The organism is Microcystis sp. M049S2, assembly GCF_020245625.1.
Taxonomy (GTDB): Bacteria; Cyanobacteriota; Cyanobacteriia; order Cyanobacteriales; family Microcystaceae; genus Microcystis; species Microcystis ichthyoblabe_A.
The window spans coordinates 13,878-27,452 of record NZ_JADBUN010000007.1 but is presented as its reverse complement, the minus strand read 5'-3'; the positions used below and the strand labels follow the sequence as shown (position 1 = coordinate 27,452).

12 protein-coding genes are annotated in these 13,575 nt (G+C 41.2%); 8 read left to right on the top strand and 4 right to left on the bottom strand.

Annotated elements, in window-relative coordinates; all coding sequences use genetic code 11:
• The first annotated feature begins 171 nt into the window (after nucleotides 1-171).
• The 5 genes from cobU (at nucleotide 172) to IM496_RS00705 (ending at nucleotide 4,667) form a co-directional block, all read left to right on the top strand.
• On the top strand, nucleotides 172-723 hold the full coding sequence (cobU, locus tag IM496_RS00725) for a bifunctional adenosylcobinamide kinase/adenosylcobinamide-phosphate guanylyltransferase (protein ID WP_002773073.1): 552 nt from the start codon (nucleotides 172-174) through the stop codon (nucleotides 721-723).
• 5 nt (nucleotides 724-728) lie between these two features.
• Nucleotides 729-1,523: a class I SAM-dependent methyltransferase gene (locus tag IM496_RS00720; RefSeq protein ID WP_287660954.1), complete on the top strand. Its 795-nt coding sequence runs from the start codon at nucleotides 729-731 to the stop codon at nucleotides 1,521-1,523.
• 9 nt (nucleotides 1,524-1,532) lie between these two features.
• The gene (gene leuD, locus IM496_RS00715; protein ID WP_002740602.1) at nucleotides 1,533-2,123 is read left to right on the top strand and encodes a 3-isopropylmalate dehydratase small subunit; all 591 of its coding nucleotides are present in this window, start codon (nucleotides 1,533-1,535) and stop codon (nucleotides 2,121-2,123) included.
• 101 nt (nucleotides 2,124-2,224) lie between these two features.
• The gene (locus IM496_RS00710; RefSeq protein ID WP_002740601.1) at nucleotides 2,225-2,401 is read left to right on the top strand and encodes a hypothetical protein; all 177 of its coding nucleotides are present in this window, start codon (nucleotides 2,225-2,227) and stop codon (nucleotides 2,399-2,401) included.
• A 193-nt stretch (nucleotides 2,402-2,594) separates the two neighbouring features.
• A complete protein-coding gene (locus IM496_RS00705) occupies nucleotides 2,595-4,667 on the top strand; it encodes an AAA family ATPase (RefSeq protein WP_287660953.1) in 2,073 nt (690 codons plus the stop codon).
• 29 nt (nucleotides 4,668-4,696) lie between these two features.
• Here the strand turns inward: IM496_RS00705 and IM496_RS00700 are convergent, their stop codons facing one another.
• A complete protein-coding gene (locus IM496_RS00700; RefSeq protein ID WP_194018051.1) occupies nucleotides 4,697-6,934 on the bottom strand; it encodes an FUSC family protein in 2,238 nt (745 codons plus the stop codon).
• 227 nt (nucleotides 6,935-7,161) lie between these two features.
• Nucleotides 7,162-8,607, bottom strand: a complete 1,446-nt coding sequence (locus tag IM496_RS00695; RefSeq protein WP_287660952.1) for an Ig-like domain-containing domain — start codon at nucleotides 8,605-8,607, stop codon at nucleotides 7,162-7,164.
• A gap of 1,420 nt (nucleotides 8,608-10,027) precedes the next feature.
• Here IM496_RS00695 and IM496_RS00685 point away from each other — a divergent pair.
• Together IM496_RS00685 and IM496_RS00680 are read left to right on the top strand one after the other, a co-directional pair.
• Entirely contained in the window at nucleotides 10,028-10,255 is a 228-nt protein-coding gene (locus IM496_RS00685) for a DNA-directed RNA polymerase subunit omega (protein ID WP_002737694.1), read from the top strand.
• Between the two features lie 270 nt (nucleotides 10,256-10,525).
• Nucleotides 10,526-10,948, top strand: coding sequence for a SufE family protein (locus tag IM496_RS00680; protein WP_046663438.1), 423 nt, complete (start codon nucleotides 10,526-10,528; stop codon nucleotides 10,946-10,948).
• A gap of 4 nt (nucleotides 10,949-10,952) precedes the next feature.
• Here IM496_RS00680 and IM496_RS00675 read toward each other — a convergent pair whose 3' ends face one another.
• Entirely contained in the window at nucleotides 10,953-11,504 is a 552-nt protein-coding gene (locus tag IM496_RS00675) for a ferric uptake regulation protein (RefSeq protein WP_123230985.1), read from the bottom strand.
• Between the two features lie 105 nt (nucleotides 11,505-11,609).
• On the opposite strand from IM496_RS00675, the gene IM496_RS00670 reads away from it, so the two are divergent.
• The gene (locus IM496_RS00670) at nucleotides 11,610-12,875 is read left to right on the top strand and encodes a DnaJ domain-containing protein (protein ID WP_287660949.1); all 1,266 of its coding nucleotides are present in this window, start codon (nucleotides 11,610-11,612) and stop codon (nucleotides 12,873-12,875) included.
• On the opposite strand, the gene IM496_RS00665 is transcribed toward IM496_RS00670, so the two are convergent.
• On the bottom strand, nucleotides 12,813-13,442 hold the full coding sequence (locus IM496_RS00665; RefSeq protein ID WP_287660948.1) for a molybdenum cofactor guanylyltransferase: 630 nt from the start codon (nucleotides 13,440-13,442) through the stop codon (nucleotides 12,813-12,815). The genes IM496_RS00670 and IM496_RS00665 overlap by 63 nt on opposite strands.
• Between the last annotated feature and the right edge of the window lie 133 nt (nucleotides 13,443-13,575).

The following is a 13,575-nucleotide window of genomic DNA, read 5'->3' as shown; positions in this document are numbered from 1 at the left end:
TGGAGGGATCGGGGGTAAAATTCAGGTACTTTTTCCCTGAAAATTAGGTAACTGACTACCTCAAAATCGGTAAAACCCTACACCCCACACCCCACACCCCACACCCTGCCCCCACCAACAAACTTTTTCAGCAGACCCTATATACTTTAGTTATTTGCCAAAATCTCGATCGTGGATGAAAAAATTATCCTAGTTACAGGGGCCGCCCGTTCTGGGAAAAGTGAATGGGCCGAATATTTAGCCAAAATCAGCCAAAAACCCGTTATTTATATCGCCACCTCCTCGGTGGATGAAAAAGATCAAGAATGGTGCGATCGCATTGAAAAACACCGGCAGCGACGTTCCCCCCAATGGCAAACCCAAGAAATTCCCCGACAATTAAGCGAAACTATTGATAATAGTCCATTTACTCACTGTTTATTGATCGATTCCCTCGGTACTTGGGTAGCCAATTGTTTAGAAATGTCGGCAGCTGAATGGTTAGAAATTAGCGATCGATTCTTGTATTCCCTCAAAAACGCGGCGGTTGATGTTATTCTGGTAGCGGAAGAAACCGGTTGGGGTGTGGTTCCCGCTTATCCCCTCGGTCGTCTGTTTCGCGATCGTTTAGGCGATCTCTGTCGTAGAATTGGCACAATAGCAGACGCGGTTTATCTAGTTACCGGCGGCCATGCTCTTAATTTAAGTCAATTGGGTCAGTCTTTGTCGATAATTGGGCAATAGAGAAGATGATCAACGATTATAAGCGTCAAGTGATTGATTTTTATGCCCTTCGTCACGATTACGATAACGATTTTACACAAGCTCGCGCCCTTAAATTAGTAAATTATCTCTATTTACAAAAAAGCCAATCTGTGCTAGACGTGGCAACGGGAACGGGATTTATTGCGGTCGCAATTGCCCCAAAAGTGAAAAGTGTCATCGGGGTTGATTTCACGCCAGAAATGATTGCCAGAGCCGAAAAAAAGCTAGAAGCATTAAATATCGAGAATATTGACCTGATTAACGCCGATATAGCTGCCATTGACTTTGCCGAGTCTAGTTTCGATCTGATTACCTGTTCTCTGGCGATCGCACTTTTCCCCGATATCCCGCAAGTGCTGGCAAAATGGTATCAATGGTTAAAAAAAGGCGGTTCGATCGCTTTTTCCTGTAATAATTTAGAATCCCACTTCCTACCCTTGATCAGTGGTGTTTGTCGCGAAACCTATGGTTTTGAGTTGCCTAATCTGCACACTCCCATCGCCACCCCAGAAAAATGCCATCAATTGCTGGAAAATGCGGGATTTACCAATATATCGGTCAATGTCGAACAACTAGGTCGATATTTGCCCCTAGAAACCGCCAAAAACTTCTGGTATGGGCAGTATTTTTATCCTCAGCATAACCCTTTCGACCGCCTATCGGCTGCCGAAATTGCGACTCTAGTGAACAATTATCGCCGAGAAATCGAGAAAAATGCCACCGATCAGGGGGTATGGCAAGATGCAACCACTTTTTTTGTTACTGCTAGTAAAAGTTAGAAAAAGATCATGAGTCAAGTTAAAACCATCTCCGGACGAGCTTTACCCTTGCGAGGCAACGATATTGACACCGATCGCATTATTCCGGCTCGTTTTTTGCGTTGTATCACCTTTGAAGGTTTAGGCGAACAAGTGTTCGCTGATGATCGAGCGGCTTTACAGGGGAGTCATCCTTTCGATCTACCCCAGTACCAAGGAGCGAAAATTCTGGTAGTCAATGGTAATTTTGGTTGTGGCTCTTCTCGGGAACACGCACCGCAAGCGATTTTACGTTGGGGAATTCAAGCAATTATCGGGGAAAGTTTCGCCGAAATATTTTTTGGCAATTGTATCGCTAATGGGGTTCCCTGTGTCACTGCCGAGGCTAAAACCATCACCCATTTACAGGATTTAATTGCAGCTAATCCCGAAATTCCCGTCGATCTTTCTTTGACAACCATGACAGTGGAATGGGGGGATTTTGTCGCTACCGTCTCTATGAATGAAGGTTCCCGACAGATGTTAATAGAAGGGGGTTGGGATACCTGCGGACAGCTTTTACAAAATCTCGATCTGATTCAATCTACCGCCCAAAAGTTACCCTATTTAAGTTTCGTCTAGAGAAACAATAGAGGCTGAGGGTGCGTTAGTAATAGATTAACGTACCCCGGCAGGGATTTTGTTGGAAATGCAGCATCTGTAAATATTAAAAAATCTGCCCTATGACTAATTCTGATAATAATCTCCAAAATATCCAAGAACCGATTTTAAACGCTCCTGAAGATGTAAGAAAAATCATCGATCGAGTTTTAAAATTGGAAAGAGATAAGTTATACCAGCGCAATCCTCGTAATATCAATGATGATGTTTTAACAATTATTAAAGAAGTAATCCAATAATCAGTTATCAGTTATCAGGAGTCAGGAGATAGGGTGATAGGGTTTTGGGGTGATAGGGTGATAGGGATTTAGGGGTTTAGGGAAATTTCATCCAAATGCTCCACTTCCCACTTCCCCACTTCCCCACTTCCCCACTTCCCCACTTCCCCACTTCCCCACTTCCCCACTTCCCCATCATCCCCTCTATCTAAATATGAAACTACTATCAATAAAGTTATGTAATTTTCGACAATTTTATGGTAAGACTCCTGAGATACATTTAGCGGCGAATTCTCGCAATACGACGGTAATTTATGGCAATAATGGGGCGGGAAAAACAACAATTTTAAATGCTTGTACCTGGGTTCTTTATGAAAAATTTACAGCAGCTTTTGCCGAACCAGAGTTATTAGTTAATAAACGGGCAATTACGGAAGTAACCACGGGAACTTCCATAGAATGTTCCGCAGAAGTAAACTTTGAACATGAAAATAAACGCTATCAGGTAAAACGAAAATTTTTCGCCTACCAAGATGTAAATAGCAAAATTAAATACGGTTCAAATAGTTTATATATGCTCTACGCTGGTGATGATGGCAATTGGTACACACCCAATCAACCACCAGAGGATATTATTAATCAAATTTTACCCGAAAGTTTACACCGTTATTTCTTTTTTGATGGGGAATATATCGATCATCAATTCCGCAGTAGTAGCCAAGGTAAAATCGCCGAGGATACAAAAGAATTATTGGGAGTTAAAGTATTAGATCGAGCGATCGAGCATTTAAAAAAAGCCAAAAAATCTTTACAAGATGAGCTTAAAGATTTAGGGGAATCGGATTTAAAAAAGTTATTAAAACAGGAAAGTAAAATTGAGCAGGATTTCGAGAAATTAAAACAGCGTCAGCAGGATATTATTAACCAGTTATCCCAGCAGGAAGAATTAAAAAAAGCCGTGACTAATCGCTTATTAGAGTTAAGTGGTGCCGAGGAATTAAAACAGTTAAAAGAAAAATTAGAACAACAGGAAAGAAATCTGCGGCAAGATTTAGTCAGAACTAAGGATAAGTTAAAGAAATTAATTTCCCAGCAAGCTTATCAAGTCTTTTTAAAAGGAATTAATCAAAATTTTCAGCAATTAATCGATCGCCTACGACAACAAGGGGAATTACCCAGTGGTATCAAACAGCAATTTGTCCAACAATTATTAGAGCGGAAAAAATGTATTTGTGGCCAGGAATTACAGGAAAATAGCCAAGCTTATTTAGAGGTACAAGACTGGATGAACAAAGCAGGAATGGCCGATGTGGAAGAAGCGGCCATTCGCTTATCTTCCACAGTCAAAGAAATGGATAAAAGGGTCTTAGATTTTTGGCAAGAAGTGGATAATTATCAAGCTAATATTCACCAGTGGCGCTTAGAATTATCTTTAGTAGAATCAGAATTAGATGAGGTGCGGGATAAATTTCGCCATTATCCCGATGAAGATATTAAAAATCTGCAATCTCGCTTAGATGCGATCGAGGATTCCCTAAAAGATTTACGATTGGAACAGGGTAGCAATAAAAATCAACTAGATATCTATGAAAAAGAGTTAGAATCCCTGCAAAAGCAGGTACAAAAACAGCAACAAAAAGAGGAAAAATCTAATTTAGGACAACGACGTATTTTAGCGACTCAAGAGGCAATTAATCGCATTAGTGAGGTAAGACAGAGATTAGAAAATCAGTTTCGTTTGTCCTTAGAAAAACGGGTACAGGAAATCTTTAGCTCAATTTCTTTTACTCCCTATATTCCCCGTATTAGTCCCGATTACGAGGTAAGACTATTAGAAAATACCACAGGATTCGCGATTCCCGTAGCAGCTTCCACCGGAGAAAATCAGATTCTCAGCTTATCTTTTATCGGGGGAATTATCGATCGAGTGCGAGAATGGAGTCAGAAAAATACTTTGATGGGAATTGATAGCAGCACTTTTCCTCTGGTGATGGATTCCCCTTTTGGTAGTCTTGATCATATCTATCGTCGGCAAGTTGCGATCGCTATTCCTAAATTAGCCAATCAGTTAGTTGTTTTAGTGACAAAAACTCAATGGAGAGGAGAAGTAGAAACCGAGATTTCTCCCTATATTGGTAAAGAATATGTGTTAGTTTATAATTCTCCGAAAGCAGATTGTCAAGAGGATTTAATTAATCTTCATGGTGTTGATTATTCTCTGGTGAAACGCAGTCCTAATAATTTTGAATATACGGAAATTATCGAAGTTAATCGATTTTCCTCCTGACTGTTAAATTCTGTTGTTATAACTAAATTTTAACTTCTAATAAAACGATCAATTGCTGTGTTCATTACCCCAACACGACTGGATAATTCCACAAGTTCCGTGGTGACAATATTATAATCCCCTAAATATTTCTGGAGATTAGTTCCCTCTTTCTGATGGCCAATTTCCACTAACCTTTCCTCTCGCAATTCTTGCAAATGATCGAGGATATTTTCTAAAGTATCTTCGAGGGGAGGTAAGAGAGAAGGAGGATTATTTGCTTGCAAAGCTTGGGTTAATTGCGTCAAAGCTTGGGTTATTTGTTGCGTGAATAGACTCAGATCAGGATGGGGAGGACTACCGCGATATTGTTCCAATTCCGTCAATAAAACTGTCACCCCGCGACCAAAACGAGGAATATAATTACTTAAAGTTATTGCCGGTTCCATTTGTGGAAAAGGTGTGCTAGGATCATCAATTAATCTTTGTAGTGCTGTTTGCATAGTTGTATTTGCTCGTCGAGCTTTATTGCGATGGGAAGATAAAATTGCAGTTTGATAGGATGATTCTCCTAAATAAACTGCCATAACTGACTGAAAATATACTTGATTAGCTTCTAATGCTTTAATGGCAGCGAGGGAAAAACGTTCATCTTCATTAACCCGTAAAAAACCGAAGGAAAGTACAAAAGCTAAAGCACTACCAATTAAAGTATAAACTATTCTGATATACTCTAAATTAATCCCGTCATTGCTGGCATCGAGACGACTGATAATTAAAGCAAAAATTGTGATAAAAAATACTGCCAAACTATAGTGAAATCGCACCAAAGCTAAAGCGATCGCTATAGAAATCACTCCAATAATTTCTAACCAGATCGGATTATCTATAACTGGCAACAGTGCCAAAACAAAAAACGAGCCTAAAATCGTGCCAAACACCCGATTAAAAAAGCGTTGAAAAGTCAGGCTAAAATCTGGTTTTAACACAATAACTAAGGTTAAACCAATCCAAAAACTATGGGTAATTCCTAGCTTATTGTAAATCAAGACTCCTACGGCACTTCCCAAACCCAAGCGTAAACCATGGCGAAATAGGGGCGATTCTAGATTAAAATTAGATTTTAAGGGTTCCCACCAAGCTTTTTCTTGACTGTACTCTTTTTCTATCCCTTCAAAGCTCCGCTGCCAGGGATTTTTTTGATCGGAAAAGTTTTCGCTTTGCCTCAAATGTTGCGCTGTTTCACTGGCTATTTTTAGCTGTTTAGATAATTTTTTTAAACGATTATTTAATTGCGAAATTGCCACATAACTGCTATAATCATCCTGGGCGTTTTCTAAAACTTTAGCTTGCAGGTTTTTTTGTTGCTCGATCGCCTTGAGTAATAGCTGCAAACGCTCACAATCCGGTCGTTTATTTCTACCCAAAATTAACCAGGCAATATCTTCGCTAATTTCCGCCACTTGCACGAGAATATCTTCTAATAAAATACCCACCGTGGTCAGTTGTGGCAAGGGATGAAGATGAAGCAATTCTCGCAGCGCAATTAAGCTGGTATTAATGCGATCGCTATCTTCAATCAAGACGATTAACAATTCCCGCAGCTCATTCTTTCCCCAACGTCCCCGACGCGTCAAGGTGACAGTTTTCCTCGAACGGAGCAACAGTTGGCGAATTTGGTCAAAATATGGCTCCTCATGAGCATTATAACGAGAGTGTAAAGGCAAAGAACGGAGATAGGTGGCGATACCCTGAAAATTTTCCGCCGTTACCTGACGTAAAGGCTGATTAGGACGAAAAGGCCAGATAAACAGGGCCAAAAAAATTGTCCATCCCCCTCCCAACACAACGATTCCGGCCCGTTGTAAAGCGACGATAATATCTCCCGATGGTAGAGAAACAGCAAAAAGCAGCAATAAACTGATTACTACCCCAGCTAACGCCCCATTTTCCCCGTAAACTGTCAAATAACCCGCTAGAAACAACCCGCAAAAAACTATCACCACGGTCAATCCTAGCCAAGCACTGGCTAATGTGCCGATAATCAAAGCTAGAGCCATCCCGATAGTCGTAGCGACTAGGGTTTTCGCTCTCAGGCAGTAAAGTCCCCCCACATCGGCTAAAATCAAGATTTGAGCCGCTAAACCGACCATTAACCCCACTTCTGACCGATCTAAAATATCACCGATAATAATCGGTACTGTGATGGCTAATAAAGTCCGAATCCCCCGCTCGATCTCGATATCGCCACTAGGACGCAATAAAAAACCAAATCGCTGAAGTAGCATATAGCACTTATCTTAATGGTGAGGTATGAGGTTTTCGTTTTCGGGAGTCATACTAAATCCCGTGAGTATAAGCTACATATCAGGAGAGGCAATCCTGCAAAAGAGGGAATAGATAATCAGTCTTTAATAACCGGATTTAGTATCAGTATTCTCCGAGTCACCTGATTAGGTAAGGATTTCTCTCCTGTCTCCTGACTCCTAACTCCTAACTCCCTAATTCTGCCGTATTAGGGCAGCCAACGGGGTTTAAAACCAGCGTTGAGTTCTTGAGGTAAAATTTTCGGGATGCTATTGGGACTGAACTGATCGGGGAGTGGCAATAACCAGAGACGACCATCGGCAATACTCGACCCCTCCCCAGTGACTAAATCATTTCCGACTCCAAAGGGTATGGTTGCTAACTGATCAAATAATAAGGCCACGCCATCGGGAGACATACTCATCTGCACGTCACGATAATTAGGTAAGGCCAGCAGGGGGATCATTTTACCCGTTTCTAGCTCAATAATCCCTAAAAAAGGTTCTTCTTTCACCTTGCCATCGCTGCCCATAACCAGATCACTTTTCAGACAGTAAAGGGTTTTTTCCTGTCGTGGTTCAAATTCACAGCTAATAATCGGATTAGCTGTTCTTAACAGTAGTCTTGACTCTCCCCGATCGTTGAGCAAAAATAGCGATCGCTGATTATCCGGTTCTGATTTCACCATTAATTTTTGGCGACCATCCCGGGAAAAAGCGAGGATTTTCTCGTAGGTGGGCAAAAATTGCGGTTTTCCTCCTTGAACATCCAAAGGAATCACCGCTACCCCTCCCGTTTGACTGACAACCGCTTTTTTACCGTCGGGAGATAGTAAAAAATTATCCCCTTGTATTCCTAACGGTCGCGATTGTCCATCATCACTGATTACCCATAAACTGGCATCCCCCGGATTCCCATGATTAATTCTCTGCACGATTAGGGTTTTGCCGTTATCTGAGAGATTAAAGCGCAGATTTTGATAGGTTTTCGCATCTAAAAACCTTTCTATACGACCACTGGGCAAATTTTGACTATTTTCGTCATGATTTAACCCCGTAGTAATTGTATAAAGTTGCTGTTTTGGGGTATCTCGTCCTAAGTCAGAGCGATCAAAGGCTGAGAATAAAATTCTATCCCCCCTCGGATAGATTTGAAAATCCGTGACCACCAGATCCCCAGGGGTAAGGATGGTTTTTTTCAGTTCTGTGACGTTATTTGGCCCCTGAATGATATTACAGACGATTAAACGGCCTCTTTCCTCTTGGTTGACCCCAATATAGGCAAAAGCTCGATCGTGGCTGTAAAATTCGCCGATAAAGTCCTCACCTTGAGCAATAGGTAACTTTACTTGATATTTTTTGCCGTAGATGGGCAATTCTGTCAAAGTATAGGTCAAGCGATCTCCAGCCCAGCTAATTTTACCCCGCAAAGGAGGATTGATCACCAAGCTGGTTTCTATATCGGAACGGTCAATCGGTCGATTAAAACTTAAAGTAAAATAATTGTCCCTAACGCCGATTTTTCGCCCTTGCCAGCTAAAATTCTCCCCTCGCGTAGGGACTTGATTTCCTTGTATCAAAATCGACGATATTGCGGCAATTAAAGCCAAAATAGTCGCTAAAACTAAGCGATCGAACCAAGCTAATCTTTTCATCAGTTATCAGTTATCAGGAGTCAGTTATCAGTAGTCGGTCGTCGGTCGTCAGGAGATTGCTTTTATTTATTCTCCCATCTCCCCCCTCTACAATAATTACTCCCAACCAGAAACACCTTGGCTGCATATCATACTTTGTGCTTTTTGTCAAAAAAACTTTTTTTTTGCAACAAAACTACATAAAAAAAAGATCATCGTTGTGGGTGAAATTGACTGATTTACCCGTTTTAATTAGGATCACCTTCTAGGTGTGGCGAGGGTTTTAACCATTGCTGCCCAAAAAAGCACAGAACAGGCCACTATGAAATTTTATCAAATCGCTGTAACCATCACAACATCGTTGTTAAATAATAATCTTTCTCAATTAATTCTTAAGGATTTATAAATATTGCGGAATGTTAATTTAAATATTCTCAAGTTTTTACGGTCAATAAATAATTTTTACTTATCTTTGTCCAAAATTGGGTTAGAAGTCACGAGTCAGGAGTCAGGAGATTATTTTTATTTATTATCCCCACACCCCACACCCCACACCCTACACCCCACTTGCCACTTTCTTATCAGCTTTAGTAATGATTGTCATCGGTTTTTTCAATCGAATAAATAAAAACGCCCCCAAAAAGGAAGCGTTTTTTAACTTATCATGAGGACTTAGCAAAATGTGTGCAGAGTTAGAATGCGGATGTTGGATGGGGATCCAGCATCTGTTTATTTTTAACCATCGATCGCCAGCACTGTCAAGTCCATGGGGATAGCATCACCGGAAGCTAAATCGAGGGGGAAGTTATCGAAAATTTGGGTTGAAAACCCCGTCCTTTTAGGACGGCTTTAAGCTACAATGGAAAAAGCGATAACCAAGCTAAAAACTGAACCTTGACAACAGATAGTAGGGGGTTTCGTTCACAAAAGAATTCAAATTCGGCCTTGAACGAGTAAAACTTTCTAGAAAATGAGGTTGAACATTAGATTTTTTCGACTTGTTCAAAGTGGCCGTCCGGCATTCGGACAATCAAAACGGACGGGTCGGAAAGCGTAAGACTACCGCTAAGGTATCGGCATCCCGTGAAGCGTCAACCCAGCGGTCGGTCGTTCAATTAAGTTTGTTCGCTCTGCCGGTCATCACCGTCGGGCCCTGGCGGTGAGGATGTCAAATGTTCAAGTATATTTACAGCCCCCGCAATTGTCTCCCTTTTTTGGGTTTATTTATTTCAAAAATTATCTCTTTATTTGTATATTTTTAAACTTGTATAAAATTGATTTAAGTTTTGTAAAAAGTAGTTGACAAAATCCGATCGAGATCAAGTATCACCCTATCCTTAAGGTTGACAAAATATGGTAAGGTGGACTGAGTAATAAAACTGATCACTAACCTATTATCAGTGACAACTGCCAAATTCACCAGAGAAGGCTAAATATAACTATGTCCAAACGGTTTAAATTCGACTCCTCCGAGATGATTTATCTCACCGATAAACTGATGAATGTGGCCAGCAATCGTTACTCGATCGTCGTGCAAGTCGCTAGACGGGCCAAGCGCGTCCGCTACGATACCGTAGAAAATATCGATGACCCGATGATTAAACCCGTCCAAAGGGCCCTGATGGAAATGACCGACGAATTAACCGAACCGGAATTATTACGCGATTAATCCCCTAAAGTTGCCGGGGAACCCACCCCCTACATTTCATCGGGGTTGCTCCCCAGCGCTCTTAGTCTTTTTGATCATCGAGGTCTATTGTAGGAAAGGTTAACCATAGCTCCTGCAAGCGTAGTGTTTGATTGATGCCAATTCTAGCAGATAGCATCAATGCGTTTTGATTAAGGGAGTCCTGGCATCCATAACCATATCGCTCAACTTCCGCGAGAATGCTAATATAAAAAAGCTATTGGCTAATTTTTTCCTATTTTAACTCGCAATATGCTCCCGTCTAATCTCGATCGCATCGTCGAACGCCTCAAACGTCGTACCGATCCTAAGCAAAAATACGAACAATTACTAGCTTTTGCTAAAAAACTAGAACCAATACCAGAATCTGCCAAAATACCCGCTAATAAAGTACATGGCTGTGTATCCCAAGTTTATATCACTGCCGACCTCGAAAATGGCCAGGTTTGGTACAAGGGCGATTCCGACGCGCAATTAGTCAAGGGTTTAGTTGCTTTGTTAATCGAGGGGTTAAATGGACTGACTCCCACGGAAATCCTGCAAGTCACCCCGGATTTTATCGAAGAAACCGGTTTAAAAGTCAGCCTTACCCCTTCCCGCGCCAACGGATTTTATAATATTTTCCAATTAATGCAGAAAAAGGCTCTCGGTTTTCAGTTGGGAATGTCCGCTTAGATGTCTAGTTTTCTGGTTCCGGTTCCTTTGATTCGGGAGTCTCGCAGTTTTGGAAACGAGTATCCACCAGCGAACGGGTGCAACCCCAATTACTCGGTATTCCCGACGGCCAACCCATCCGCAAAGCTTCCGGACAGATGGCCATCACCGTTAACTGACAATCGATTAACTGAAAACCCTCTTTCTCACACTGTTTGAGACTGTGTTTGAGAATGGAATCATTGTTAAATTCGATGGTTTTATTACACTGAATACAGACCAAATGATGATGGTGGTGGGGATAGGGTTGATTGAGTTCGTAGTGTTTATGACCCTCGGCCAATTCTAACTCCCGCAAAATTCCCATCCGCGACATTAGTTTAACACTGCGGTAAATTGTCGATAAACTAATTCCTTCCCCCCGTTTGTCCAGTAATTCCTGCAATTCCTCAGCACTGAGATGATTGCCTTTCGGTAAATTCTGGAAAACGTGCAGAATTTTCTCTCGCTGGGGAGTTAAGCGCCACCCCCGCGCGTTGAGTTCCGCTTTCAGGGAGGAGGCAGTGTAGGCAGACATAAGCGATCGACTCTCAATAAAAGCTATTTAATTGACAATGATAGTCGTTTCGGTGAGCCATTGGCAACAATTTTCAGTAGTTGAAAATTCTCCCCCCATTCAAGTATGAAAAATTACTATGAAATCCTCCAAATTCCCCGTAATGCCAGTAATAATCAGATAAAAGCCGCTTTTCGTCGTCTGGCCCGGCAATATCACCCCGATTATAATCCCAATGATCCAGAGGCAGTGACAAAATTTCGCGAAATTGAACAAGCTTATCGGGTTTTGAGCGATAAAGAGAAAAGAAAAGAGTATGATCGCAGTTTATCCCCAGAAATCCCTACTTTTAACCGCAGTGCCGAGGATTTTTATCAACAGGGATGGCACTACGCTCAAGAGAAAAATTATCAACTAGCGATCGCATTTTACCAGCAAGCGATCGCAATTAATCCGCAATTTTGGCAGGCCTATCTGCAACGGGCGGAAGTTTACTACCATAATCAGCAGGATAGGCAAGTTTTAAGCGATTGTCGGCAAGTTTTGCAGTTAAAACCCGATTGTTCCCAAGCTTACTATTACCTCGGTTTATCCCGTCAACGACTCGGTTACACCCAATCTTCCCTAGAAGCTTATGGCAAAGCAATCGCCATTGATCAAAATAATCCCCAATTCTATTATCAAAGAGGATTGGCTCTAGAGGAACTCTCGGAACTGCCAGCAGCACGAAAAGATTTTCAAATAGCAGCCAAGAAATTTAAGCAGCAGGGAAATTTTCGCCGCTATCATGCCATTATTAATAAGTTAAAATATGTTCATAAAAGTTATCGACAACAGCAATCAATTAAGTGGTCAAAAACTCTTTTTATTATTTTTAATTTGCTGAAAATCTCTTTTTTATCTTTGCTCAAACCCAAGACGGGTCTAGCAGAGGCCTTTTTAAAGTTCAACCGTAATCAGGCTTTAGCTACGGGGGTATTGGCGGCAATCATCAGCAGTGTTTTTATCACTTTGACTTGGCAAAACTGGACAGTTAAATCTGAGTTTTTACTATTATTAGGCTGGGCAGTATTTCCTTTTATTATTCTGACTTTATCTAGTTGGTTAGGCAGAAAAATAAGTAATAAATATGGTAGTCTCACTGGTGATATATTTTTAGGTGGCTTGATAATTTTGCCCTTTTCCCTCGTCATTTGGCTCACTTCCTATTTATCCATAAATGGCGATATTATCGGCGCAATTATCGGTGTAACTGGCGGTTATCTAACCGGAATACTCTACTATGGTTATCGCCATTTATCCAATATTTCTTCGCAGATCTCTTTACTTTTACTCCCTTTTGTGCTGGGGTTTCTTACGGTTAATATCTGGGGAGTTTATTATTATCTCTAAATCTTCTGGGGTATTACAGTTAAATAAGATATCAGAATTATCGATGATTAATTCCTCCACCACATCGGCATTTAACCACTTTTGAAAAGAAGTTCCCCCCTGCTTAATATAAGTCTGCAAAGATGCTAAACAACGACGATGATAAAAAGCACAGAGAGGTTCCCAACGATTGCCGCAGCGGGGAACCAAACCGATGGCATTTTCTGGTACAGTGGCTAATAATCTTGACCATTCTTGAATAATTGGGGACGTTAGTAAAGGTAAATCGCAGGGGAGCAATAAAACCCAATCGGTTGATACAAAAGTTAATCCCAAGGCGAAGGCCAATAAAGGCCCCCCAGTGGGAAGCGGTTCCTTGATTATTTGGGAGTATTGGGGAATGATAAGTTCATAACGTTCCGGCCAGGGTGTAATCACAGACACTTGTACTGCACAATCTTGGGCAATTAAACAGATATTCTCCAGAAAAGAGAGACCCTGAAAAGATAACAATGCTTTATCTCGTCCCATACGGGAACTTTCGCCACCAGCCAGAATTAACGCCGTTAAAGCGGGAAAATCACTCATAATAAGCAGTTCTAAAGGATAAACCACAGAGGCACAAAGGACACGGAGAAGAAGACAGAAAGGACAAGAGAGCCTAAAAATCTAGGCAACTTGCTCAAACCTATGCTAGTCTCTTGACAATTAATAATGTCTC

Bases quoted from the DNA above. Each gene is read 5' to 3' on its own strand.
- IM496_RS00720 (WP_287660954.1), top strand. From the start codon at position 729: ATGATCAACGATTATAAGCGTCAAGTGATTGATTTTTATGCCCTTCGT.
- leuD (WP_002740602.1), top strand. From the start codon at position 1,533: ATGAGTCAAGTTAAAACCATCTCCGGACGAGCTTTACCCTTGCGAGGC.
- IM496_RS00710 (WP_002740601.1), top strand. From the start codon at position 2,225: ATGACTAATTCTGATAATAATCTCCAAAATATCCAAGAACCGATTTTA.
- IM496_RS00705 (WP_287660953.1), top strand. From the start codon at position 2,595: ATGAAACTACTATCAATAAAGTTATGTAATTTTCGACAATTTTATGGT.
- IM496_RS00700 (WP_194018051.1), bottom strand. From the start codon at position 6,934: ATGCTACTTCAGCGATTTGGTTTTTTATTGCGTCCTAGTGGCGATATC.
- IM496_RS00695 (WP_287660952.1), bottom strand. From the start codon at position 8,607: ATGAAAAGATTAGCTTGGTTCGATCGCTTAGTTTTAGCGACTATTTTG.
- IM496_RS00685 (WP_002737694.1), top strand. From the start codon at position 10,028: ATGTCCAAACGGTTTAAATTCGACTCCTCCGAGATGATTTATCTCACC.
- IM496_RS00680 (WP_046663438.1), top strand. From the start codon at position 10,526: ATGCTCCCGTCTAATCTCGATCGCATCGTCGAACGCCTCAAACGTCGT.
- IM496_RS00675 (WP_123230985.1), bottom strand. From the start codon at position 11,504: ATGTCTGCCTACACTGCCTCCTCCCTGAAAGCGGAACTCAACGCGCGG.
- IM496_RS00670 (WP_287660949.1), top strand. From the start codon at position 11,610: ATGAAAAATTACTATGAAATCCTCCAAATTCCCCGTAATGCCAGTAAT.
- IM496_RS00665 (WP_287660948.1), bottom strand. From the start codon at position 13,442: ATGAGTGATTTTCCCGCTTTAACGGCGTTAATTCTGGCTGGTGGCGAA.